The following is a 22,359-nucleotide window of genomic DNA, read 5'->3' on the forward strand; positions in this document are numbered from 1 at the left end:
AGGGCGCGTGTTGAGTTGAGCCAACGGAATTCGACATAGCGACCTGTGCAACTGTCTGCCCTGCGTTCATGGCCTACGCCACCTCCAGCCCGCTCCAAAAGTCCAGAACGGCGGCGACGATTGCTTCGGGCGCGTCCTCCTGAACAAGGTGCTTGGCGTCGGAGATCGTGGTCAACGACGCGCCCGGGATACGGCGGGCGAGTTCCTCGCCGTCCTGCAGCGGAATGAATTCGTCCTCGGCGCCCCACAAGATGGCGACAGGGCATCGGACTTCGCCGTACCGCCATTCCACCTCCTCAGAGTACTTGTCGTCCATTTGCGCAATTTGCCGCCAGAAGGCCTTCTGCCCTTCTTTATCCAACCAAGGCTCAAGGTATGGACGCATCTCCTCCTCGCGCAAGGCGTGCTTTACGGAGGCGCCAATGTAGGCGCGCAGGATCGCCTCATGGATATAGCCAGGCAAACCGGAGAACGTGTTTTGATGCGCCTTTGCCGCCTGGACGAGCGCCGAGCCTTGCGGGCTGATCGCCACGGGATCGATCAGCACGAGACTGCGGTAGTCGATCCCGTCCAGCAGATGTGCTCGCAACGCCGCCGAACCGCCGAAGTCGTGGGCGACGACGTCGGGCCGGTCGACATTCCAATGGTTCGCGAGCGCTGCGAACAACCTGTTCTGGGCGCTGTGCAGGACGTCCGCATCAGGTTTGGCCGATTGGCCGTAGCCCAGAAGATCGTAGTAGAAGACGCGCCGGTGTCGCCCGAGCCAAGAAGCGATCCGGCGCCATTCGTATGAGGAGAAAGGCGAGCCGTGGATGACAACTGCCGGCGGCCCTTCACCGATCGCGCCCCAGGCGATCGAGTGTCCATCAAACGAGAACCGGTCAACTAAACTCCATTGCGCCATCACCAGGAAGCCTCTGAACTGCGATTGGAAAACCACGAGCTATCGGCCGTCGAGAAGCTCTGCCCGACTTGTCGACGGCCTAGATCATCGATAGGCAGATATCACCGCAACGTACCGGATCGGCCTGCGTTCCCGATTCTACTCGACCGGTTGAGCCGGCGGAGACAGCACCGAGGCCGCGTCCTGTTGCGGCTTTATCTGCGCTTGTGCCGCAGCACTTCAACTGAATCCGCCAAACGCGGTCGTCCAAAATCCGGCCCTGAGACGGTCGCCTGGGACAAGAGCCGATCTCCGAGAACGTCGCTGCGGAACCATTCTCGCCCGGGACCAGTTTTGGCAACGATCTGCGGTCGAGCGAACGCCGCGATCTCGGGCGTCTTAGATATGGTCGACGCAGAGGCTCGCGGACGCGAAGCAAAGCTCATTACGACGGATCCGACCGGGTGATCGTGCGAGCAAGCAGGTTTGTGGATCATACCAGCCAATAACCCGAAAAGCGGAGTTTGAAGTTTGGCACAGCCGCTGGTTCTATCTCTGGGCAGCATTAATGCCGACCTGAGGTTCGAGGTCGACAAACCGTTCAGCGGTGACGCGACCGTCAGAGCATCCGGATTTTCTCAAAAGAGCGGCGGAAAGGCTGCCAACGTCGCCTATTTTACGCACCGGCTCGGATTTCCAACAAAGCTTCTCGGCCAGGTCGGAGACGACGATTTCGCCACGGTGGCCATCGGTCCGTTCATGCAAGAGAACCTCGGTTTGGAGGACGTCTTTGTCGCTCCAAACTCCGTGACGGGCATAGCTGTCGTCGTCGTCCCGGCAGATGGCAACAAGTCGATCCTTTCAGTCCCCAACGCGAATATGGACTGGCAAGCTCCCGCTGTCGAAAAAGTCGTACAGGCAATCGACAACGCCCCGCCATCTTCCGTCCTGATCGCTGATTTCGAGGTTCCTCGTGCTGTGCTTGAGGCCGCATTCAAAGCTGCCGAAAGACGCGGCTTCAGGATCATCGTCGATCCAACATTTGCCGATCAGATCGAGAAGACCGACCTAAAACGCTTCTATGCGGTGTCGCCCAACCAGAAGGAAACAGCAGATGCCTTGGGAATTGAAGTAGCCGATGAAAGCCAGGCCCGCGACGCGGCAACAAAATTCAATGCCCTGGGGGTTGAAATTGCATGCGTTAAGCTCTCCGACGGTGGCTGCATCCTCGGTGAGAGGAACGAGACGACAGCAATAAGGGCGCCGTCTGTCGATGTCGTGGACAAGACGGGGGCCGGCGATGCCTTTATTGCCGCGTTTGCTGCCGCGACCTTGGAGCACAAATCGGCATACGAAGCCGCCTGCTGGGGCGTTGCGGCTTCAAGCTTCTCGGTTGGTCGGAAAGGCACGCACGCGTCTTATCCGACACGGTCGGAGTTCGATCAAATGCTCGTTTCCGTGCTGAAGAAGAATGGCCGGTGACAGGGCGACCATTCGGCCTAGCGCTCTGCTAGCCGATGTTGACCGACTCTGAGCTCTGTCGATGCTCCGGCCAAAGTCGCCAGCCGATTTTTTGCCACCGCTGCAACTCTGATCCAGCCTTCGCCATTTCCCTCATATCTATGGAGGCGAGCATGGCCAAGAACAGGAAGATCACCACCGGCGCAAACGACAGGCCGCGAGATGTCTCGATCGGTCAGACCGCAGAGGGATTGCCCGACGACAGTTCGCAGCCCGTTCAGGCGGACGAGGATCAGATCGAGCGGATCCGCAAGGCACTGGCGCGCGAGCCGCAAAAGAAGGACAAAAAGCGGCCTGCCGCGAATTGAGTTTTCCTTGCCAGAAGCCACTCCATCGGAACATGAGCGATCGGTTTCGTTGTTATCGGGCTAACTGATAAGGAGATTGATACCTTGGCCCTCGCGGGGATGGCGCGTTTCTCGTCTTCTGACGTCCATCGGTATGCATAAAGCGCCGCCGGGTCCGTCAGTGCCGGTCCGCAATGGGGCATGGGGCGCCTGCAAAATCTCGCCATGGCTGCTCTGCAGCAAAGCCAACTTGAGGCGGCTCCGGACAACGTACACGCCGGCCTGCAGCCGCCTTCCCGCATCGGAAGTTTCGACGCTGGACTCTTCGGCCGCCGGACTTCCCTGAACCGAATAAGCGAGGCCCTGACGTTCGGCATAGTCGATGGCCGCCTGAACCGTCGGAAAATCGAGCTCCACCTGAGTCAGCGTGTCACCACTTCCGGTGTAGCCCATCAGCGGTTCGATGACCGGCGCCATACGGCGCTCGAAGATCAGCCGCCAGCCTTTCGCCCGCGCACGGCCAGAGGTCATGACTGAACGGGAAGGCTTGTAGATCCGTGCGACCGCATCATGCGGGAACTCGGATCTGCCGAATGACAGCGCGCGCTTGCGATTGTCGTTTGCCGGTGCGAAATTTTCTGCGGCTTGTGTGACTTCTCTTTCTTGCTTTTGCATCGTTCAATCCTCCCATTTTGCGAAGGATGCGTCGGAGGCGGCTGCCTGCCGCCCCCGACTTGCTCCATGCGTCAGTGGGTGATCGGGATGCGCTTCACCTTCGATTGCGCGTCTGGGTTCTTCGGCAGCGTCAAGGTCAGGACGCCATTGGCAAAGGACGCCTTGACCTTGTCGTCCTCGACCTCGTAGCCGAGAGGTATGCGCCGCTCGAAGCGACCGTAGAAGCGCTCGGAGTAGCCCTTCTCTTCGGTCTCCGACCGCTTTTCGCCACGCAGGGTCAGCACGTCCTCATCGAGCAGGACTTCGATGTCCTTCTCTTCCATACCGGGAACCTCGGCGGTGACGCGAAGCTCATTGTCCGACTCCGAAATCTCCACCTTCGGCCAGCCATTGTCGAAAGACGAGAGCTGCCCCATAGAAGGCAGACGCGTCTCGAAGCTCCTCAACACATCGTCAAAGAGCCTGTTTACCTCACGGTGAAGCGAAACAAAGGGATCGCCACCGCCATAGATGTTGGGGGCCTGGTTGTTGTTGCGGCCCCACGGGATAAGGTCACGCATGTTCATCTTCATTCACCTCCATGTTCAAGAGCGCGGCACCGGACGAGCGCCGGTGCCTGTCGCTTCTGGTTCACTCTGACTTCAGGCGGCGTTCTTCTCGGCTTCGATCTGCCGTGGCTTCGCCTGGGCCGTGCTGCCGGCGATGGCGATCCGGCGCGGTTTCATCTCTTCGGGAAGCTCGCGCTTGAGATCGATGTTCAGCAGCCCGTTTTCCAGGCTGGCGCCGACGACCTTCACATGGTCTGCCACTTCGAACTGCCGCTCGAAGGCGCGCCCGGGAACGCCGCGATAAAGATACTGGCCGTCGTCCTCACCCGATTGCGAGCCGCTCACAAGCAGCAAGTTCGGTTGATGAGTGATGGTCAGTTGATCCTGCGAGAAACCGGCTACCGCCATTGTGATGCGATAGTCGTCCTCGCCGGTCTTGGCGATGTTGTAGGGCGGCCAATTGTCTATCGCGGTGACACGGCTCGCATTTTCGAGCAGATCGAAAATGCGATCAAAGCCGATGCTGGACCGGAACAAGGGGGTAAAATCGAGGTTTGTCTTCATAGCCACATCCTCCTTTGAGCAACATGGATACAAAAGACGCCAAGGGGAGCCTTAGCGCCTCCTGACTAAGCGCCGGCCCCATCAGGCGACCGGCGATTGTCGATTTAGAACAGCTAGTTGCGTATTCAAGAGGCCATAGGAAAATTTTCAGGCAAGATCCGACGTAGGGGGGATGGGCAGGAGGAACGCACTCGGTTTTCCGCTGGCGAATTCCTCGTCAGCGGAAGACCCCTGGGATTCCTGAAAGGCGGCATTCGCTCAAAGTCGATCTACCAATGCTGTGAATCCGGCGGCAGCGATGTCGAGCTCATGACTGCGACTGGCGGGAAGCGTCTCGCATTGATCCAATTGGCGCAACGCATCCATGATGGCATCGAAGCCAACGGGTTCGGTGACCCCGGGCGGCATGCGCAGCGCCGGCATCGATTCCACTGCACAGGCATCCGATGCCCATGATGACAGGATTGCACGCTTCTCCTGGACGTCCAGCGTCTCGTCGATCAGCACGTCCTGAGGTCGCTCGAAATGCCGTGCCGGATGCAGCAACCGGTCAAGAAAAACATCAGGGCCCTCGGGCCCGACTTGGGGAAAACTCGTCGAAATGGCTCTTTCCATCGATGGTCCTCCGCTTCCAAAAGGCTCCTCTGTTGACGTCATCTTGGTGGCTCTCGCGATTTCCACCGGCTGAAATCTTGGAGAGTTTCGACCAAATTTCAATGGCCCGGCAAGGCACAGAACAAGCCGGTCCTGTTCCGCATCGAACGGCAGGAACAGTCGCTTTTCGTGGCCGTCTCCTCTTCTTCAGCGGCTGCCGGAGCTGTTCTGCGGCTTTACGCGGGCCATCGGCGACGCGCCGACTGCCTATCCGGTTGTCTGTCTGACGCAGGCGCGGTCTCGGCCTTTATGATGCTGCAGGCCTGTCTGGGAATCCGCATCGATGGCTGGAAGCTCGAGATCAATGTCCAACGTCCACGGTTGCCGATCGGCATCGACGATATCGTCATCCGGCACTTAGCCCGTTGGCGAGGCGAAGGTCGACCTCAATTTCAGCGCGTCGGCGACCGGGTCGCTGCTGCTGGCCGTCACCTGGCAAGCTGGTCTTGAATTGAGAAGAGGTGCTTCCAATCTCTTCTGTTGTCCAGCCGGCATTCAGCGGTTCGAATATGAGCAGTGCATCTGCGGAAACGATCACCAGGTTCAGTTGTTGAAGGGAGGTCACTATGGAAGGTGATGCTTTCAGGCAGCCAGTTTTCGTAGGAGAGAATGGCTACATCCAAAAAATCGACTGCGTGATGGATGCTATTGAGTTTTTAGAAGAATGGCCTGTCGAAAAACGTGGCCTCCTTCACGCGGCGGCCTGTGAGGCGTGCTACTCGGCTTACGACGGTCGGAAGCCTGTCGAGGCCGCGCACAAGGCCTTTACGACTTGGGCCCGCAAGATCGGCGTCATCGAGGATGTGCCTACAGCACCGCCGTGGATGACAGGGCCAAAGATCAGCAACGCAGACCTCTTGTGAGGGTGCGGAAGGTCTCTTCATCCGATGGAGCTTGCGTTCCGGGGCCCAGTCTCGGCCGCGAGCTTACTTGCCGTGCACAGCAGCGAGATTATTCAACCCGGTCCTCAGAAAATCTCTGATCGCTTCGGTCGCTTTCGGCTCGTCAGCCTCTGGTTGGAACTCTGCTAACCAGACGACGGTGCTGGTGCCGTCATGGTTGTCCTGGACTTTGAACTCGGCAACGTAGTCGCGCACAGGCATTGTGGTTGACTCTATGCCGTAGCGATAGAAATGCTGCTCGGCATCCGTTTCGAAAAGCCGTTCGGTTTGTCGACTTCCGTCCTTCGCCTCGGCTGTTCGCCGGCAGCCTTCACGCTCGCCTTCGCTCTCGACCTTGTCTAACAAGGGATGCCACTCCCCTACGGCCCCGAACCGGCCGATCTCATGCCATAGCGCATCCGGCCTCTCGGCAATTCGCGTCGTTTCGACGATCGTGGTCATCTTGGCTCCTTCTCTTGCAGGTTGCGGAGATACACAGCGATGGGGAATGTCTATGGAACGGGATCTTGGACGACGCGCCCACGGTCCAGCCGGTCAAGCGATCCATCGTAAAGCGAGATCGGGGGATGGCCGCCAGGGTCGGTCAGCACGTCAAGAAGCGCAATGGTGTTGGACCCAGCCGCCCGATCAAATGCGGCGTCGAGGTCACGCGCATGTTCGATAGTTTCGCCATAACCCCCGCAGGCGCGCGCGATGCCCGCATGGTCGACCTGGCCGAGGTGACCGGCCGCCGTGTAGCGACCGAACTTGGCTTTCTCGGCGTCCTTCTGATAACCGAGCACGCCATTGTTGAGGACGACCACGGTAACCGCAATGCCGATCCGAACGGCGGTTTCGAGTTCCGCCCAACTATGGGCGAAACCGCCGTCGCCGACGACGACGATGACCTCCCGCTCGGGCCTGGCGAGCTTTGCGCCGAGCGCGAGCGGGAAGCCCCAGCCAAGTCCTGCAAGGCCTCGCGGCGAGATCACGCGCGTCCTCGAATGGCTTGTGCGAAGCTGGCCCGCAACCCAGTTCGAGGCGTAGCTCGCATCGGCCACGACCACGGTGTCTGACCCTAGACGCTTCTGGATCGCGGCAAGTGCGCGCTCGGCGCGAATTGGTTCGGCATCCGTCAAGAATGGCCGGCGTTCGCGTTCGAATGCTGCCCAGGCATCGGCGATGCATTGCTCACTCGTATCGCGGTTGCGGGAATGGCTGCCAAGTGCGTCGGTCAGCGCTTCAAGCGTGGTGCGCGCGTCGCCGACGAGGCGCACCGCTTCGTAATTGCGACCAATCTCTTGCGGATCGATATCGATGTGAAGCACACGCGCGCCGTCGGGAATCAGCGACCAATGGTCGGTGCCGTCCTCGTTGGTGCGGTTGCCGATCAGCAGCAGAACATCGGCTTGCTGCACCAACGGCTTCGTATGCCTCCCGAGCCCACCGGGTCCGGTGAGATTGCCGATCGCGCCCATCGCGAGCGGGTGCGTCTCGGGGATCGACGCTTTTCCCATGTTTGTGGTGGCAACGGGTCGTGTCAAACGCCACTCCGCTTCAACAGCCTACAGCGGAGGCATGCCAAAACAGTCGGGAAACACCGATGGCGGCTTTGCTGTGGCCGACGGCTCTTCAGCGTTCCGATGCCGATGCTTCGAGTTCGGGATCGTCTCTCGTCACGATGGCCATGTCGGCTCGCCTGATAGTGGCCGTTACGCCTATCGGCCGATCAGCGTCAGGCCGAACAAGATCACGAGCCATAGCCCGGTTGCTGCGACGGCAAGACGAGGCAGAGCACCGGTCAGGTGCATGAACATAATGGCTATTAGAACAGACTTGGCGGCGGCGATCGCCAGGTTCAAAGCGACGTTGAAGCCGCCGAGGTCGAGCAAGGACGAGCCGACCGTCAGCGCCAGCAGCGCGAGCAGTCCGACATAGCCAAGGCTGAGTTTGCGAAGGTCGCTCATCGGTTGACCAGATAGAGAACGGGGAACATGAACACCCAGATGATGTCGACGAAATGCCAGTAGAGGCCAACGGCCGCGACCCGGCGCAAGCGGCTGGCGGGAGTGGCAGCCCGCCAGAGGGCGATTGTGCCGGCGATGACCAGGATGCCGGCGATCAGATGCAGCGCATGCAGCGACGTCATCGTGAAATAGAGGCCGAAGAAGAATTCGGCATGCGCCGGATCCGGCCCGGCATAACGGAACGGTAGGCCGAGAACCGGCGCCAGGCCTTCGTGAATCTCCTTGCCGTATTCGATCGCCTTCACCGCCAGAAAGCACACGCCCAGCGCCGAGGTCACGACCAGCGCCCAAACCGTCGCGCGCCAACGTCTGCGAAGCGCAAGCATATGCGCCAGCGCCATGGTGAAGCTGCTGGTTATCAGCACGGCCGTGTTGAAGGTGCCGAGCGGCAGCGAAAGGTGTTTCGACGCCGCCGCGAAGGCGGGGCCGTAGTCGATATGCGCGACGAGGAAGACCAGGAAGATCGCGCCGAACAGCATAGCCTCGGAGCCGATGAACACCCACATGGCAAAGGTGTCGGCGCGCTGTTCGCGGTGCGGACTGTCGAAGGCGACGCTTTCGGTGCTGCTCATCCGCCAGCCTCCAGATGCGGGCTGAAGCGCTCGTGCTCGAGCCCCTTCATGTCGTAGGCGTAGGCAGGGCCGCTCACGACCGGCACCGTCTCGAAATTATGCGGGGGCGGCGGCGAGCCCGTCTGCCATTCAAGCCCGGTGGCGTTCCACGGATTGTCGGGCGCGCGGTCGCCGCGAAACAGCGACCGGCCGAGATAGAACAGTGGCATCAGATAGCCGATTGCAAGAACCACTGCACCAGCTGACGACAGCACATGCCAGAACTGGAACTCCGGCGGATAGGTGTGATAGCGCCGCGGCATGCCGTCGAAGCCCAGCACATATTGCGGGAAGAACGTCAGGTTGAAGCCGACGAAAGTGACGGTCGCCGCGATGCGTCCTGCGGTTTCGGAATACATGCGGCCGGTCACCTTCGGCCACCAGAAATGCAGCCCGGCCATATAGGCCGTCACCATGCCGCCGACCATGATGTAATGGAAATGCGCGATGACGAAATAGGTATCGTGGACATGCACGTCGACCGCGAGCGCCGCAAGGAAGAGCCCGGCCAATCCACCGAAGGTGAACAGCCCCAGGAAAAACAACGCATAAAGCATCGGTGTCTCGAAGCTGATCTCGCCTTTGCGCAGCGTCAGGCTCCAGTTGAAGACCTTGATCGCCGACGGGATCGCCACGCAGAAGGACAGGAACGAGAACAGCACGCCGGCGTAGGCCGATTGGCCGCTGACGAACATGTGGTGGCCCCAGACCAGGAAGCCGAAGACGGCGATCGCCATCGACGACATCGCCACCGCCTTGTAGCCGAACAGCGGCCGGCGGCTGAAGCAGGGCAGAACCTCCGACACCACGCCCATGCCCGGCAGGATCATGATGTAGACGGCGGGGTGCGAGTAGAACCAGAACAGATGCTGGAAGAGCAGCGGATCGCCGCCGAGGTCGGGATTGAAGATGCCGATGCCGAAAACGCGCTCCATCACGATCAAAATCAACGAGGCCGCGAGTACTGGCGTCGCGAGCACCATCACAAGGCTGGTGGCGTAGAGCGTCCATACGAAAATCGGCAGGCGGAACCAAGTGAGCCCCGGCGCACGCAGTGTGTGCACCGTGACGATGAAGTTGATGCCGGTCATGATGGTCGAGAAGCCGACGACGAAGACCCCGAACGCTGCGGTCGAGACGAAGCCGTTGGCATAGAGCGTCGACAGCGGCGTGTAGAAGGTCCAGCCGGTATCGACGCCGCCGGCGACCACCGAAAACAGCGCGAACAGGCTGCCGAAGATGAAGACGTACCAGCTGGCGAGATTGAGCCGCGGAAATGCGAGGTCGCGCGCGCCGATCATCAGCGGCAGCAAAAAATTGCCCAACGTTGCCGGAATCGACGGTACCAGGAAGAACCAGACCATGATGATGCCGTGCAGCGAAAACAGCCGGTTATAGACATCGTCGGAGACGAGATCGCCGGCCGGTGTCGCCAACTCGATTCGCATCAGCACCGCCATCGCGCCGCCGAGAAAGAAGAATGCCGTCAACGAGACCAAGTAGAGCCAGGCGACACGCTTATGGTCGGTGGTGAGCAGCCACGCGCGGGGCCCGGCTCCCTCGCCCAGATATGTCCCCGTCATTGCCGAACGGGTCATGGCTTTGCTCCCGCGCTTGGTTGCGGCGAAAGCGATTTCAGATAGGCAAGCAGCATCTGCAGCTCGCCCTCGTCGATCAGACCGTCGAAGCTCGGCATGACCGGCTCGTAGCCTGCGGCGATTTCTTTCTTCGGAATGAGGATGGAGTCGCGCAGGTAACGCTCGTCGGCGATTACGGTCTGCTGGTTATCGAGCGCCACCGGCCGGCCGAAGATGCCTTCGAGGGCCGGCGCCCGCACCTTGCTGTTCGGACCGTGGCAGCCGGAGCAGCCGAGCGCGCGAAACAGCTTTTCGCCGCTTGCGGCAAGCGTCTCGCCCTCGCCCTGGCTGTTCAGCCACGCGGCATACTGCTCAGGGGCCATCACCGTCACCCAGCCGCCCATTTCGGAATGCTGCGTGCCGCAATATTGGGCGCAGAACAGGTGATAGCGTCCGGGCTCGGTAGCAATAAACCAAATGTGCGTGGTGCGTCCAGGAACCGCGTCCTGCTTTATGCGGAAAGCCGGCACAAAGAAGGAGTGGATGACGTCCTGCGCGGCAAGCGACACCACGACCGGTTTGCCGACCGGAACATGCAATTCGTTGATCTCGCGCTGGCCGCCGGGTTGTCTGAACTCCCACATCCACTGTTTGCCCAGCCCCGTGATCTCCAGCGCGTCCGCCGGCGGATGGTCGCGGCGAACGAAAAGTATCGCGCCCCAGCCGAAGAAGATGAAGGCGATGATCAGGCTGGCGATGGTCCAGCTCATCTCGAGCCACATGTTGCGGGAACGCTGGCCGGTGCGATCCGCCGGCGAGCCGACGCGGTATTTCACCGCGTACCCGACAACGAGACCTGTGAGCGCCAGTCCGAGAACGGCCGAGAAAGCAAGCAGCGTGTAAAACAGCGCATCGACCCGGCCAGCTTCCGATGAGGCTTCCTGCGGAAAGAAGGGAATGCCGAAGCTCATCTTCCCCTCCCGCGCGTTTGCCAAAGCACCGTCGCGCCCAGGCCGAGTACCGTTGCCAGGCTCGCCACTTTCAACGCCGCCCAGATGGCTGGGGTGTACTGACCTTTGGAACTGTCGAAGCCTGCGCAGAACAGGAAGACGTGATCGGCGATCGACCCGAGCTTATTGGCCGATGCTTCGACCAGCGCGAGCTGAAGGTCGCGCGGCGTGAAGGTCAGCGCCGGCAGCACTTGCGAAATCCGACCAGCCGGCGTGAGTGCAATGACCGCGATCGGATGGACGAACTGATCTATGCCCTTGCGCCGGTCGAAGGTGATGCCGGCCTCGTTGGCCAGCACCGCGCCGGAGCCGTCGCTGCTAGTCAGGAAGCGCCAGGCGGACAATCCCGTCGGGCCGGCGGCGGAGGCGATTTCGGCTTGCGCCTCGGCGGCATCGGCGGACGTCTCATCGGCGTCGATCGAGATGAATAGTGCGCGGTAGTCTGCAGGAAGAAGCGACGTCTTCTTAAGGTCAGAGGCGACCGCCTGCTGTGTGACGCCGCAAAGGTTCGGGCATCTGTCGTAACCGAAGATGACCAGCGCAGGACGCCCGCCGAGCGTTTCGCCCAGCGTCAGCTTTCGTCCGCTTGCATCGACCAATTCGCGATCGAGAGTTAGCTTCGCGCCGGGCTTCGGGTCGAAGGTCGGTCGTTCGGCGGCAAGCGCCGTACCGGCAACGAAAAGACAAAGCGCAGTCAACAAGCTCCTCATCGCCCTGCCCTGCTCTGCTGCTGGCAATTCTGGGCCTGAGGTGCCCGGGGAACCGCAGCCGTGACCAAGGCGCAATTTTCAGTGCTCGCGGCTCCGGCTCCCTGCTGCGACCAGTCCGGTAAGCCGTTGCTGACCACCGCCCACATGGCGTCGTCAATAGGAATGCGGGCGATGCCGGCGTTGCGATCGACCCAGCCAAGCATTTTCAACTGACGATCTTCCTCGGCGCGGAAGCTGATCAGATCCTGCTTTGGCGCGGTCTGCAACTCGGGGTTTTCCGGACTGGTGTTCGCGGACAGTGGCAGCCAGGTCGGCGTGGTGTTGAACGCGAGCTTCATGCCAATCGCGGCAGACGCAATGAACAGCACCAGGCCGGCGCCGAAAGCGACCAACATGCGGGGCGGCACATCGCGCGTCTCGGGATGGCGATGCGCCTTAGCCATGGGCCGCCTCGCGCTTCCACCAGGCGATCCGATCCGGCCGGCGAAGAAGGAAAAAGAACAGCGCAAGCCACAGCCCGCCCAGGCCGATCCACGCGGCAACATCGTGCCAAAGCGAAAGAATGCCGCCAGAAAAGAGCGGCGGGCGAACGCGCCAGAACATGTCGGCGAAATGCCCGGCCAGGGCAATTCCGGCGAGCCGGATCAGGCCGGCATGGCTGCGTTTCAGGTCCCGGCTGAGCAGGCCCGCAGAGGCCGCCACCTGCAACGCGATCAGAAGGTAGAGCAGATATTGCCATCCATTGCCGCTGCGGATGACGTACCAATGAATCTCGTCGGGCAGATCGCCTCCCCAGACCACCAGCCATTGCATGAAAACGAGATAAATCCAGATCAGCAGGAAACCGAGCAACATATTGGCGAGGTCCTCGCTGAGAGCGACGTCTTCTTCGCCGCCGGGCAGGATTTCGACCGCACGTCTTGCCGCCAGCACAATGACCGCCGTGGCGCATGCCCCGACCACTTCGGCCGACGCTTCGCAAAGCGCATAGACGGTCGAAGTGAATTCCGGCTCAAGCGACAGCATCCAGTCGATTGAAAAGACGCTGATCGCAAAAGCATGGAGGATGAGACCGAGGGCATATTTCCTGCCATCGCCACTCTTTGCGAGGTGCTCTTCAGTCGAGCTGAGCATCATCCAGGCGAGAGCGAGCCAGATTGCGGCGCAGACGACGAAGCGCAGCAGGAAGAAGGGCACGTTGAGATAGACAAGCTTCTCACGAACCTTCTCGGCCAGCATCGCAGAATCCGCGCCGGCCCACGGGAAGATGAGATCGAGCCTTATCAGCACCGGCAGGAGCAAGATCAGCGCAAGCGGCAGTGTCGCCGCCAGGATCCGCAAAGGCTGACGGATCGCCTCGCCCCAGCGCCCGCCGGTCAGTCCATGCACCATCAAAATCGTCAGCGCGCCGAGCGGCAGGCTGAGTGCGAAGATGACGGCTGCAAGCCAGGCGCCGAGCACGGGCCTCGCGTCGAGCGATATTCCCACCGCGCAGCAGACAAGCCCGGCGATGCCGGCAATCAGGAAACCTTGCTCGACGCGGCTCATGGCGCGGCCTTGGCTTCGAGCCGCGCACGCAAGGTTTGCGGAAGCTCGGCGATCGGCGCATCGCGCGAATATTGCAGCGCGCGGATATAGGCCACGATCGCCCAGCGGTCCTGCGGCGGCACCCGCGCCGCGTAGGAATACATGGCGCCATAGCCATTGGTGATGACGTCATAGAAATGCCGGTCGGGGGCCTTGCGCAACGCGTCCTGATGGTAGCTCGGCGGCGCCGAAAAACCGCGCTGGACGATTATGCCGTGGCCATCGCCGGTGCGGCCGTGGCAGGGCGAGCAGAAGATGTCGAAGCGCTGCTGCCCTCGCTGCAGCAGCTCTATCGTGACCGGATCGGGAATCCTGTCCGGCGCGGGCGAAAGATCGGTGTCGCGCGCAACTGTGCCGGTCACGGGCGTTCGCGCCGACATGCCATCGGCGAACTGGTTGCTGGCCTCCAGCGGATCGTAGCGCGGTTGGTCCTCCATGTCCTGCCGACAGCCGGCCACCAGCAAGGCCCCAAAAACCAGTGTGAGGGGCAGGCGGCTCACGCCTCGACCTCCTCGACGATCTCGGCGCCAAGCCGCGTCAGTTGGCCCTTGGTGATGCCCTTGCGATACTTGGGGTCGGTCGCTTCGATGAGAAGGTAGAACCTGCCGCCGCCCGCATAGGTGAAGCTCTCGGCATTGAAGACCGGATGGTAGTAGCGGGGCAGCCCGTTAGCTGCGAGCACGCCTAGGAAGCCGGCAAAGGCTGCACCGAGAATGCCGGCCTCGAAAGCGATGACGACAAAAGGCGGCCAGGAATGTAATGGCCTGCCGCCGACATTGATTGCGTAGTCGATCTCGACCGAATACCAGATCAGCGCGTAGACGAGTGCGGCGCCGGCGATGCCGCCGGCAAGCACGGCCCACGGCAGTCGCGTCTTCGGGATCGCCAGTACCTCGTTCAGCTCCTTCATCGGAAATGGGGAGAAGGCGTCCATGCGCCGGTAGCCGCGCTCACGCATGCCGCGCGCCGCTTCGACAAGCACTTCGGGATCGGCAAACACCGCCAGGAGGCCGTAGAGGCTCATCTGAGCTTGCCCTCCTCCTCGGCCAGTTCCTCGACCTCGAAAATGGTGATCGCGGGCAGGATGCGGATGAACAGGAAGACGAGCGCGAAGAACGTGCCGATCGAGCCGAACAGGATACCGAAATCGAGCCAGGTCAGCGATTGCTCGCCCCAGGAAGTCGGCAGATAGTCGCGGCTCGGCCCGGTGACGACGATGATGTAGCGCTCGATCCACATGCCAATATTGATGGCAACGGCGATTGCAAACAAAAGGGGCATGTTGCGCCTGATGCGTCGGAACCACAGCAATTGCAGCAGGCCGCAATTGAGTGTGAGCATCGTCCAGAACAGCGGCGAATAAGGACCAAGCGCCCGCTCGGCCATCATGGTGCGTTCATAGGGCTCCCCGGAATACCAGGCGAAGAACGCTTCCGAGACATAGCCATACGCAACGACCATGCCGGCGGCGATCATCAGCCTGGCGGCGTTCTCCATGTGCCTGAGGGTTATCAAGTCCTGGACCGAAAAGGCCCAGCGCAGCGGAATGGCGATGGTAAGCACCATGGCGAAGCCGGAGAGCAGCGCGCCGGCAACGAAATAGGGCGGGAAGATCGTCGAGTGGTAGCCGGGAGTGATCGCGAAGGTGAAATCGAGCGAGACGATCGAATGCACCGAGACGACCAGCGGTGTGGCCAAGGCCGCAAGCAGGAAATAGATGACCTGGTAGCGCGCCCAATGGAAGGCCGAGCCACGCCAGCCGAGCGCCAGTATGCCATAGAAGAGCTGCGCCGGTCTCGACCTGGCGCGGTCGCGCAACACGGCAAGGTCGGGCAAGAGGCCCATATACCAGAACAGCAACGAGACGGTTGCGTAGGTGGCGATCGCCGCGAAATCCCAGACCAGCGGACTGCGCCATTGCGGCCAGTGCATGTGCACATTGGGCAGCGGCAAGAGCCAGTAGAAGAACCACGGCCGGCCGAGATGCAGGATCGGGAATAGTCCTGCCATGGCGACGGCAAACAGCGTCATCGCTTCGGCGAAGCGGTTGATCGAGGCGCGCCATGGCTGTCTCAGCAGCAGCAGCACCGCCGAGATCAGCGTGCCGGCATGGCCGATGCCGATCCACCAGACGAAGTTGGCGATCATCGTCCCCCAGGCAACGGGTATATCGATGCCGTAGGCGCCGACGCCGACTGAGATCAGATAGGTGATCGAATAGAGAAACAGCAGGACAAGCAGGAAGCAGAAGAAGAACGCCGTCCAGAAATGGCGTGGCAGCCGGCCGCTGAGCACGATCGAGCCGATGCGGCCGCTGATCTCGGGAAAATCGTGGCGGCCGCGCAGAACGGCCGGACTTTCGGCGCTCGCTTCAGCCATCAGTCGCCTCGCCTTGCCTGGCCAGCTCGCCGTTCGGATTGGAAATCCTGCCGAGATAGGTCGTGCGCGGGCGCGTGTTCAGCTCTTCGAGCAGGGCATAGTTCTGCGGCGCGCTCTTTTCCCGGACGACGTGAGCGTTCTTTCTGTTGAGGTCGCCGAAGATAATGGCCTGCGTCGGGCAGGCCTGCTGGCAGGCGGTGACCACTTCGCCGTCGGCGATCTCGCGGTTCTCGATCTGGGCCTGGATACGCCTGGCGCTAATGCGCTGGACGCAGTAGGTGCATTTCTCCATCACGCCGCGCGAGCGCACGCTGACATTGGGATTGTGCGCGCCCTGCTCCGGACCGGCTTCGTCCTTGTCGAAGGATTGATGGTCGAGAAAATTGAAGCGCCGCACCTTGTAGGGGCAATTTTGCGAGCAGTAGCGCGTGCCGATGCAGCGATTGTAGACCTGCGCATTCAGCCCATCATGCGTGTGCACCGTGGCGTTGACCGGGCAGACCAGCTCGCAGGGCGCCTTCTCGCAATGCATGCAGGGCACCGGCTGGAAAAAGGTGTCGGGCGCATCGACCGGTCCGGCATAGTAGCGGTCGACCCGCAGCCAGTGCATCTCGTGGCCGCGCTCGCATTCGTCCGGTCCGACCGGAGCGATGTTGTTTTCCGCCTGGCAGGCCGAAACGCAGGCCATGCAGCCGATGCAGGCCGAGAGGTCGATCGCCATAGCCCAGGCTTCCTGACTGTACGGCCAATCGGGATAGAGCGACTCCGTTGGCGGCGGCGCATCCTTGCGGACAAAATGCGGATTCTGCCGAAACGTGTCGAGCGAAGCGTGGCGAACGATGGCGCGGCCTTCCATCGCCTGGTGATGCTGCGTGGTGATGATCCGCACACTGCTCTCGCGCGGCCTGACCGCGGCGCCAGTCGAAATCCATTCCAGGCCCCGCCGTAGACGGAAGGCATTATAGCCCTCGGACAGCGCGGCTACGGAACCAACCTTGCGCCCGAAGCCGAAGGAAAGCGTCACCGTCTGGTCGGGATGACCGGGCACGATCCAGACAGGTGCATCGAGGTCAGCCCCGTTGGCCTCGACGTTGACGATGTTGCCGTTCTCAATCTTCAGCCGCTCCGCCATTGCCGGTGAGATGAGCGCGGCGTTGCCCCACACGATCTTGGTCAGCGGTCGTGGCAGTTCCTGCAGCCATGAGGCGTTGGCGAAGCGCCCGTCGCGCAGCCAGGGATCGGCGACGAAGCGAATATCTATCCCGCCGCCTGCCTTCGCTGCCGGCTTCAATCCGCCCAACTCCGGAGCCATTGTCGCTGATATCGGCTTGGCGGCGCTGTGCGGCACGACACCGTCACCCAACGCCTTTTTCCAGGCCCCGTCATCGAGCGCTGCCCAATGCTGCCGAACGAGCGAAAGCGGATCGGTTGCGAATTGACCGCCAAGCACGGCGAGCAACTCATGTAAGGTCTTGCCATCGTAAAGCGGCGCAATCAGCGGCTGGACCAGTGACGCCGTGCCATCATGAGCACGGATGTCGCTCCAGCTCTCGAGCTCATGAGCCGCCGGTACATGCCAGTGCGACAAGAAAGCAGTCTCGTCGCGATAGAGACCGTGATGCACAAGCAACTTCAGACTGGAGAATGCCTTATGCGCATCAAGGCCGGTCGGGGCGGTGTGCAGCGGATTTGCGCTAACCACCACGACCGTGTCGATCGCGCCATCCCCGACTGCATCACACAGGGTCGTGAGATCGCCATCGACCTGCAATGTGTCCGGTGGCTCGATCATTTCCACCGTATTGCCAAGCGCGCCAAGCTCCGCGTTAACGGCCAGCGCGGCGGCATGCACAAAGGCGCTCTGATGCGCCCCCGGGATCATCAGCGCGTTGCGGCCGGCCGCCGCCAGATCCTTGGATAGCGCAGTCATCCACGTCGGATCGACCAGTGAGCTGGGAACCTCGGCCTGACCGCCAAGCGTCGCGCGCAGCGCGGCAGCTACGGCTTCGATGCCACCTGGCTTCACCGCCAAACGATGATCAGCAGTTGCGCCCGTAATGGTCGGCGTAGACTCCACGGCATAGAGCCGGCTCATCCGGTCGGACGGATTGCGCACGCGCCTCCGCACCGCGAAGTCGCGCGCATAGGCAAGTCGTCCGGGTCCCTCGCCAAGAAAATCGGCGTCGAGGCTGAAGATCACCTCGGCACGGTCCAAGTGGTGGATCGGCGTCAGCGCAGATCCGAACAGGGCCCGCGACGCCTCCCCCGCGGCCGAGGTCGCCAACGGATTATGGCGATAGAGTTTCAGCTTCGGATAGTGCGCCCGCAGCGCGTCGATCTGCGCCGCGAGGGTCGGCGACGTCGAGGCATCGAGGAGCAGAGCGCCGCCCTGCCCTTGCGATGCCGTCCACCGTGAGACAAGCGCCGCCATGCCTTTGAGGAAATCGCCATAGGACGCCGGCTCGCCGTCCTTAAGCGGCGTGCGCGAGCGATCGGGATCGAACAGCGTCAATACCGCCGCCTGCATTACCGCATCGGTCGCGCCGCGCGATGCCGGGTGGTCGGGATTGCCCTCGACCTTTGTCGGTCGCCCTTCATGGCTTTCGACGATGGCGCCGATGCCGAAACCATCGCTCGACAATGTCGTCGCGTAACAGACGGGCTTGCCGGGAACAAGAATTTCCGGCTGGCGCACGTAAGGCACGATGCTTTCCGCCCTGCTGCAGGCCGCGAGCCCGGCAAGCGACAGCGAAGCGCCCATCAGCTTGAGCAGCGTCCGCCGGTTCGGCTTTGCCGGCAGACGCTCGGCAATCGCGGGAAACTCTGCCTCGACGAAGCGGCGGAATTCCACCGTACCGGCAATCTCGTCGAGGCTGCGCCACATGTCGCGACCGTTTGCCAGCCGCCTGCGCAGGGCCGCGATGTCGATGCCGGAGCCTGACCCTTTCTCAGCGATGGCAGACATAGCAATCCGTCATCGTCTCGGGGTGGATGTCGAGCATGCCGATCAGTTGCCGCCTGATCTCGGCGACGTCCTCAGGCGGCTGCCAATGCATCAGGAACACGTCCTGCGGCGGACGCAGATTGGGTTCCGGATTGCGATGGCAGCCGAGGCACCATTCCATGCTGAGCGTATGCGCCCGTCGCGTCAGCGGCATCTCGTCGACCTCGCCATGACAGGTCTCGCAGGCGACGCCCTTGTTGACGTGGATCGCGTGATTGAAGAACACGAAGTCGGGCACTCTGTTGACGCGCTGCCATTCGATCGGCTTGCCGTTAGCCAAGCTTGCGCGTACCGGCGCCAGCATGTCGGCATTGGTGAAAAGCTGCGAATGACAGGTCATGCAGACTTCGGTGGCCGGCAGACCCGCCGAAGACGAGGTTTCGACGCCGTTATGGCAATAGCGGCAGTCGATGCCGAGCTGGCCGACATGATGCTTGTGGCTGAACGGCACCGGCTGCGCCACTGGCTCACCTACTCCCGTTACCAGGTCCGAACGGGGAAGGATGACCCCGATCGCGGCGGCGATCAGCAGAACTGCACAACTTCCCCAGATGACAAAGCGCGCGATGCCATTGGCGTTTTTCGAGAAGATCTGCGGCATCCCCTCGCCGGTTCTGCTGAAGGCAAACTCAGAGTTGACTACACCTAACGGTGCTTTCGCCACGAAAGTTCCGGAGCCATGCAGCAATCACAGAATGGTGACCGCCACGGCGGCGAGTCGACAATTTAATCCGCAACCACAGCCGGTCGCGTGCGTTCGCCAGACATCACGATCTGTTTCACGCTGGAATAATGCCATGACCAACATCGCTGCCGACACCGCTCATCGTCCTGTGCGCCATCGCGGCGTCGCTTTCTGGTGGAGCGTTCTCGTCGGCATCCTATTGGTCATCCTCGGCCTCCTGATCGGGGGCGGCGGCGCCTGGCTGATCGCGCTTGGCGGATCATGGTACTACCTTCCCGCCGGCATCGCGCTGCTGGTGGCAGGCATCCTGATGTTGGCTGGAAATCCGGCCGGTATCTGGCTTTACCTGCTGACCTGGCTGGCCACGCTCGCCTGGGCTTGTTGGGAGGTGGGTCTCGACGGCTGGGCGCTGATGCCGCGTGTCTTGGCTCCCACGATCATCCTTGTCTTCGTTCTGCTGGCCATGCCTGCTTTCCGCAACGGTGCAGGGCGAGGCAGCCGGAACGCAGCCTATGTAACGGGCTTGCTGCTGCCGGTTATTGCAGCAGCGACGTTCGGCCTTTTCCACATCAGTGCCTTGGCGCAGTCACAACCTGCTCAACCGCCAACGACGTCCACCCCACCTGCACCGGTATCAAAGGACACCGCGATCCATCAGCCAGGCAACGATTGGCCGGTCTATGGCGGCTCGGAACTTGGGACGCGCTATTCGCCGCTCAACCAGATCACCGCCGCCAATGTCTCCAAGCTGACCCGCGCCTGGTCCTTCCACACCGGCGATATGCCGAACGGAGCCACCAAGGACCTCTACTCGCCGGAGAACACGCCGCTCGAGGTCGGCGGCCATCTCTATGCCTGTTCGGCCAAGGACATCATCGTTTCCGCCGATGCGCGCAACGGCAAGGAAGAATGGCGTTACGACCCGAAGGTGTCCGACAACGCCATACCCTACGGTGCGAGCTGCCGCGGCGTCGCCTATTTCTCCGTTCCAGGCGCGAAGGCCGATCAGGCCTGCGCCACCAGGATAATTTTCGGCACGCTGGACGCGCGGTTGATCGCTATCGACGCCAAGACAGGGAAACCCTGCTCGGATTTCGGCCAGCAAGGCAGCGTCGACCTCAACCAGGGCATCGGCGAGACGGTGCCCGGCTGGTACTCCGTCACCGCGCCGCCGACCATTGTGCGCGGCATCGCCGTCGTCGGCGCGCAGGTGAAGGACGGCCAGGCCGAGAACGCGCCTTCGGGCGTCGTTCGCGGCTATGACGCCACCACCGGCAAGCTCGCCTGGGCTTGGGACATGGGGCACCCCGATCGCACCGGCGCGCCGCCTCAGGGCGATACCTACACGCGCGGCACGCCGAATATGTGGACCGTCGCCGCCGCAGATCCGCAGCTCGGCTATGTCTACCTGCCGCTCGGCAACGCCGCCGTCGACTACTACGGCGTCGACCGCAAGGACTTCGAGAACCAGTTCAACTCGTCGATCGTCGCCATCGATGTCACGACCGGCAAGCCCGTCTGGCACTTTCAGACTGTGCATCACGATCTTTGGGACTACGACCTCGGCTCGCAGCCGACGCTGGTCGATTTCCCGGCCGTGACCGGCAAGCTCGCGGCCATCATCGTGCCAAGCAAGCAGGGCCAGATCTACATCCTCGACCGCAAGACCGGCAAGCCGCTCTTCCCGGTCGAGGAGCGCAAGGTACCCTCGGGCGGCGTCGAGCCGGATAAGCTTTCCAAGACACAGCCCTATTCCGGCTACGCGCATCTCGACCAGCCGCCGCTCACCGAAAAGGATATGTGGGGCATGAGCCCGCTGGATCAGCTCTACTGCCGTATCCAGTTCCATCGGGCCTTCTATCAGGGTGAGTACACGCCGCCGACGGTTGATCGTCCCTTCATCGAATATCCCGGCTACAATGGCGGTTCGGATTGGGGCAGCGTCGCCGTCGACACTGACAGCGGCTTGCTGGTCGCCAACTACAACGACATGCCGAACTACGATCAACTCATTCCGCGCGAGAAGGCGGACCAGATGGGCTTCAAGCCGATCGACAAAGGTGGCAGCCCGAAGAAAGTAAAGGACATCGGCGATCCGCAGGCCGGATCCCCATACGCCATCGCGGTAAATGCCGGCTGGCGCCTTTCGACGGGCCTGCTCTGCTCGAAGCCGCCTTATGGTCATATCCGCGCCATCGATCTCAAGACCGGCAGAACGCTCTGGGACGAGCCGCTCGGCAGCGCAAACAACAACGGCCCATTCGGCATTCCGTCGATGCTGCCGCTCACCATCGGAACGCCCAACAATGGCGGCCCGCTGGTTACGGCCGGCGGCCTGATCTTCATCGCCGCGAGCACCGACAACAAGCTACGGGCGATCGATATCAAGACCGGCAAGACGGTGTGGCAGGCCGATCTTCCCGCCGGCGGCCAGACGACCCCAATGACTTATGAGGTCGATGGCAAGCAATACATCGTCATCGCGCCGGGCGGCCATCACTTCATGGAAACCAAGGTCGGCGACGAAGTCATTGCCTATGCTTTAGCTTCAGGATGAGCGCTCTGGAGCCGCAGGCCCTACGAAACGCCTGGAGCCGTTACCTTGTCCGGCCGCCATGCGGTCTATTCCCTGCTCGATTTCCGTCGCGCCTCGCACGCTCCGGCGTCGGGCGAGGACATACATCCAGATCAAAATCAGGATCAGGAGAACGCCGGCGACAACCAGCATCCACATGCCGATGTGAAACATGAACGTC

General features: G+C 61.8%; 24 protein-coding genes and 1 pseudogene. 5 read left to right on the forward strand and 20 right to left on the reverse strand.

The window, feature by feature from the left end:
- Positions 1–73: 73 nt before the first annotated feature.
- Positions 74–940 carry an alpha/beta fold hydrolase gene (locus MESOP_RS31940; RefSeq protein WP_245265029.1) on the reverse strand — a complete coding sequence of 289 codons (867 nt, stop codon included), beginning with the start codon at positions 938–940 and terminating at the stop codon, positions 74–76.
- A gap of 474 nt (positions 941–1,414) precedes the next feature.
- Between MESOP_RS31940 and MESOP_RS31945 the strand changes: the two genes are divergently transcribed.
- Positions 1,415–2,365, forward strand: a complete 951-nt coding sequence (locus MESOP_RS31945) for a PfkB family carbohydrate kinase (protein ID WP_013897126.1) — start codon at positions 1,415–1,417, stop codon at positions 2,363–2,365.
- Positions 2,366–2,517: 152 nt separating this feature from the next.
- On the forward strand, positions 2,518–2,712 hold the full coding sequence (locus tag MESOP_RS31950) for a hypothetical protein (protein WP_013897127.1): 195 nt from the start codon (positions 2,518–2,520) through the stop codon (positions 2,710–2,712).
- A 60-nt stretch (positions 2,713–2,772) separates the two neighbouring features.
- Here the strand turns inward: MESOP_RS31950 and MESOP_RS31955 are convergent, their stop codons facing one another.
- From MESOP_RS31955 to MESOP_RS31970, 4 genes are all read right to left on the reverse strand, one after another.
- Positions 2,773–3,366 (reverse strand): ETC complex I subunit, encoded by a 594-nt coding sequence (locus MESOP_RS31955; RefSeq protein WP_013897128.1) that lies wholly within the window; start codon positions 3,364–3,366, stop codon positions 2,773–2,775.
- A 71-nt stretch (positions 3,367–3,437) separates the two neighbouring features.
- Positions 3,438–3,932 carry an Hsp20/alpha crystallin family protein gene (locus tag MESOP_RS31960; RefSeq protein ID WP_013897129.1) on the reverse strand — a complete coding sequence of 165 codons (495 nt, stop codon included), beginning with the start codon at positions 3,930–3,932 and terminating at the stop codon, positions 3,438–3,440.
- Between the two features lie 75 nt (positions 3,933–4,007).
- A complete protein-coding gene (locus tag MESOP_RS31965; RefSeq protein ID WP_013897130.1) occupies positions 4,008–4,478 on the reverse strand; it encodes an Hsp20 family protein in 471 nt (156 codons plus the stop codon).
- A 258-nt stretch (positions 4,479–4,736) separates the two neighbouring features.
- Positions 4,737–5,093 (reverse strand): hypothetical protein, encoded by a 357-nt coding sequence (locus MESOP_RS31970; protein WP_013897131.1) that lies wholly within the window; start codon positions 5,091–5,093, stop codon positions 4,737–4,739.
- Between the two features lie 190 nt (positions 5,094–5,283).
- Here MESOP_RS31970 and MESOP_RS35445 point away from each other — a divergent pair.
- Together MESOP_RS35445 and MESOP_RS31975 are read left to right on the forward strand one after the other, a co-directional pair.
- A pseudogene (locus MESOP_RS35445) lies at positions 5,284–5,582 on the forward strand (amylo-alpha-1,6-glucosidase); the annotation flags it as partial.
- Between the two features lie 116 nt (positions 5,583–5,698).
- On the forward strand, positions 5,699–5,995 hold the full coding sequence (locus MESOP_RS31975) for a DUF982 domain-containing protein (protein ID WP_013897132.1): 297 nt from the start codon (positions 5,699–5,701) through the stop codon (positions 5,993–5,995).
- A gap of 63 nt (positions 5,996–6,058) precedes the next feature.
- On the opposite strand, the gene MESOP_RS31980 is transcribed toward MESOP_RS31975, so the two are convergent.
- The 14 genes from MESOP_RS31980 to MESOP_RS32045 all read right to left on the reverse strand — a co-directional run bounded on the left by MESOP_RS31980 (position 6,059) and on the right by MESOP_RS32045 (position 19,519).
- Positions 6,059–6,475 (reverse strand): SRPBCC family protein, encoded by a 417-nt coding sequence (locus tag MESOP_RS31980; RefSeq protein WP_013897133.1) that lies wholly within the window; start codon positions 6,473–6,475, stop codon positions 6,059–6,061.
- 50 nt (positions 6,476–6,525) lie between these two features.
- Positions 6,526–7,557 carry a thiamine pyrophosphate-dependent enzyme gene (locus MESOP_RS31985; protein ID WP_150111246.1) on the reverse strand — a complete coding sequence of 344 codons (1,032 nt, stop codon included), beginning with the start codon at positions 7,555–7,557 and terminating at the stop codon, positions 6,526–6,528.
- Positions 7,558–7,731: 174 nt separating this feature from the next.
- Positions 7,732–7,980 (reverse strand): cytochrome C oxidase subunit IV family protein, encoded by a 249-nt coding sequence (locus tag MESOP_RS31990; protein ID WP_013897134.1) that lies wholly within the window; start codon positions 7,978–7,980, stop codon positions 7,732–7,734.
- Entirely contained in the window at positions 7,977–8,612 is a 636-nt protein-coding gene (locus tag MESOP_RS31995; RefSeq protein ID WP_013897135.1) for a cytochrome c oxidase subunit 3, read from the reverse strand. The genes MESOP_RS31990 and MESOP_RS31995 overlap by 4 nt, the downstream gene beginning before the upstream one ends.
- Positions 8,609–10,249, reverse strand: coding sequence for a cytochrome c oxidase subunit I (gene ctaD / locus MESOP_RS32000; RefSeq protein WP_013897136.1), 1,641 nt, complete (start codon positions 10,247–10,249; stop codon positions 8,609–8,611). The genes MESOP_RS31995 and ctaD overlap by 4 nt, the downstream gene beginning before the upstream one ends.
- A complete protein-coding gene (coxB, locus tag MESOP_RS32005) occupies positions 10,246–11,199 on the reverse strand; it encodes a cytochrome c oxidase subunit II (RefSeq protein WP_013897137.1) in 954 nt (317 codons plus the stop codon). Before coxB ends, ctaD begins: the two co-directional genes overlap by 4 nt.
- A complete protein-coding gene (locus MESOP_RS32010) occupies positions 11,196–11,936 on the reverse strand; it encodes an SCO family protein (protein WP_150111247.1) in 741 nt (246 codons plus the stop codon). The genes coxB and MESOP_RS32010 overlap by 4 nt, the downstream gene beginning before the upstream one ends.
- Before the next feature lie 8 nt (positions 11,937–11,944).
- Positions 11,945–12,391, reverse strand: a complete 447-nt coding sequence (locus MESOP_RS32015; protein ID WP_013897139.1) for a hypothetical protein — start codon at positions 12,389–12,391, stop codon at positions 11,945–11,947.
- The gene (locus MESOP_RS32020; protein ID WP_013897140.1) at positions 12,384–13,496 is read right to left on the reverse strand and encodes a hypothetical protein; all 1,113 of its coding nucleotides are present in this window, start codon (positions 13,494–13,496) and stop codon (positions 12,384–12,386) included. Before MESOP_RS32020 ends, MESOP_RS32015 begins: the two co-directional genes overlap by 8 nt.
- Complete coding sequence (locus MESOP_RS32025; RefSeq protein WP_013897141.1) at positions 13,493–14,035, reverse strand: c-type cytochrome; 543 nt, start codon at positions 14,033–14,035, stop codon at positions 13,493–13,495. Before MESOP_RS32025 ends, MESOP_RS32020 begins: the two co-directional genes overlap by 4 nt.
- The gene (locus MESOP_RS32030) at positions 14,032–14,559 is read right to left on the reverse strand and encodes a DUF3341 domain-containing protein (protein WP_013897142.1); all 528 of its coding nucleotides are present in this window, start codon (positions 14,557–14,559) and stop codon (positions 14,032–14,034) included. Before MESOP_RS32030 ends, MESOP_RS32025 begins: the two co-directional genes overlap by 4 nt.
- A complete protein-coding gene (nrfD, locus tag MESOP_RS32035; RefSeq protein ID WP_013897143.1) occupies positions 14,556–15,914 on the reverse strand; it encodes an NrfD/PsrC family molybdoenzyme membrane anchor subunit in 1,359 nt (452 codons plus the stop codon). The genes MESOP_RS32030 and nrfD overlap by 4 nt, the downstream gene beginning before the upstream one ends.
- On the reverse strand, positions 15,907–18,879 hold the full coding sequence (locus tag MESOP_RS32040; protein WP_013897144.1) for a TAT-variant-translocated molybdopterin oxidoreductase: 2,973 nt from the start codon (positions 18,877–18,879) through the stop codon (positions 15,907–15,909). Before MESOP_RS32040 ends, nrfD begins: the two co-directional genes overlap by 8 nt.
- Complete coding sequence (locus MESOP_RS32045) at positions 18,863–19,519, reverse strand: cytochrome c3 family protein (RefSeq protein ID WP_041164423.1); 657 nt, start codon at positions 19,517–19,519, stop codon at positions 18,863–18,865. The genes MESOP_RS32040 and MESOP_RS32045 overlap by 17 nt, the downstream gene beginning before the upstream one ends.
- A 196-nt stretch (positions 19,520–19,715) precedes the next feature.
- Between MESOP_RS32045 and MESOP_RS32050 the strand changes: the two genes are divergently transcribed.
- Positions 19,716–22,160, forward strand: coding sequence for a membrane-bound PQQ-dependent dehydrogenase, glucose/quinate/shikimate family (locus MESOP_RS32050; RefSeq protein ID WP_013897146.1), 2,445 nt, complete (start codon positions 19,716–19,718; stop codon positions 22,158–22,160).
- Here the strand turns inward: MESOP_RS32050 and MESOP_RS32055 are convergent.
- The gene (locus MESOP_RS32055) at positions 22,152–22,352 is read right to left on the reverse strand and encodes a hypothetical protein (protein WP_013897147.1); all 201 of its coding nucleotides are present in this window, start codon (positions 22,350–22,352) and stop codon (positions 22,152–22,154) included. The two genes, MESOP_RS32050 and MESOP_RS32055, sit on opposite strands and share 9 nt — an antisense overlap.
- Between the last annotated feature and the right edge of the window lie 7 nt (positions 22,353–22,359).

Origin of the sequence: Mesorhizobium opportunistum WSM2075 (genome assembly GCF_000176035.2) — a bacterium.
Lineage (GTDB): Bacteria > Pseudomonadota > Alphaproteobacteria > Rhizobiales > Rhizobiaceae > Mesorhizobium > Mesorhizobium opportunistum.

Excerpts from the sequence above, each read along its gene's own strand:
- MESOP_RS32040 (WP_013897144.1), bottom strand. The coding sequence starts at position 18,879 with ATGTCTGCCATCGCTGAGAAAGGGTCAGGCTCCGGCATCGACATCGCG.
- MESOP_RS31960 (WP_013897129.1), bottom strand. The coding sequence starts at position 3,932 with ATGAACATGCGTGACCTTATCCCGTGGGGCCGCAACAACAACCAGGCC.
- ctaD (WP_013897136.1), bottom strand. The coding sequence starts at position 10,249 with ATGACCCGTTCGGCAATGACGGGGACATATCTGGGCGAGGGAGCCGGG.
- MESOP_RS32020 (WP_013897140.1), bottom strand. The coding sequence starts at position 13,496 with ATGAGCCGCGTCGAGCAAGGTTTCCTGATTGCCGGCATCGCCGGGCTT.
- MESOP_RS32055 (WP_013897147.1), bottom strand. The coding sequence starts at position 22,352 with ATGTTTCACATCGGCATGTGGATGCTGGTTGTCGCCGGCGTTCTCCTG.
- coxB (WP_013897137.1), bottom strand. The coding sequence starts at position 11,199 with ATGAGCTTCGGCATTCCCTTCTTTCCGCAGGAAGCCTCATCGGAAGCT.
- MESOP_RS31995 (WP_013897135.1), bottom strand. The coding sequence starts at position 8,612 with ATGAGCAGCACCGAAAGCGTCGCCTTCGACAGTCCGCACCGCGAACAG.
- MESOP_RS31975 (WP_013897132.1), top strand. The coding sequence starts at position 5,699 with ATGGAAGGTGATGCTTTCAGGCAGCCAGTTTTCGTAGGAGAGAATGGC.
- MESOP_RS32030 (WP_013897142.1), bottom strand. The coding sequence starts at position 14,559 with ATGAGCCTCTACGGCCTCCTGGCGGTGTTTGCCGATCCCGAAGTGCTT.
- MESOP_RS31965 (WP_013897130.1), bottom strand. The coding sequence starts at position 4,478 with ATGAAGACAAACCTCGATTTTACCCCCTTGTTCCGGTCCAGCATCGGC.
- MESOP_RS31950 (WP_013897127.1), top strand. The coding sequence starts at position 2,518 with ATGGCCAAGAACAGGAAGATCACCACCGGCGCAAACGACAGGCCGCGA.
- MESOP_RS32015 (WP_013897139.1), bottom strand. The coding sequence starts at position 12,391 with ATGGCTAAGGCGCATCGCCATCCCGAGACGCGCGATGTGCCGCCCCGC.
- MESOP_RS32050 (WP_013897146.1), top strand. The coding sequence starts at position 19,716 with ATGACCAACATCGCTGCCGACACCGCTCATCGTCCTGTGCGCCATCGC.
- MESOP_RS32045 (WP_041164423.1), bottom strand. The coding sequence starts at position 19,519 with ATGCCGCAGATCTTCTCGAAAAACGCCAATGGCATCGCGCGCTTTGTC.
- MESOP_RS31970 (WP_013897131.1), bottom strand. The coding sequence starts at position 5,093 with ATGGAAAGAGCCATTTCGACGAGTTTTCCCCAAGTCGGGCCCGAGGGC.
- nrfD (WP_013897143.1), bottom strand. The coding sequence starts at position 15,914 with ATGGCTGAAGCGAGCGCCGAAAGTCCGGCCGTTCTGCGCGGCCGCCAC.
- MESOP_RS31980 (WP_013897133.1), bottom strand. The coding sequence starts at position 6,475 with ATGACCACGATCGTCGAAACGACGCGAATTGCCGAGAGGCCGGATGCG.
- MESOP_RS31990 (WP_013897134.1), bottom strand. The coding sequence starts at position 7,980 with ATGAGCGACCTTCGCAAACTCAGCCTTGGCTATGTCGGACTGCTCGCG.
- MESOP_RS31955 (WP_013897128.1), bottom strand. The coding sequence starts at position 3,366 with ATGCAAAAGCAAGAAAGAGAAGTCACACAAGCCGCAGAAAATTTCGCA.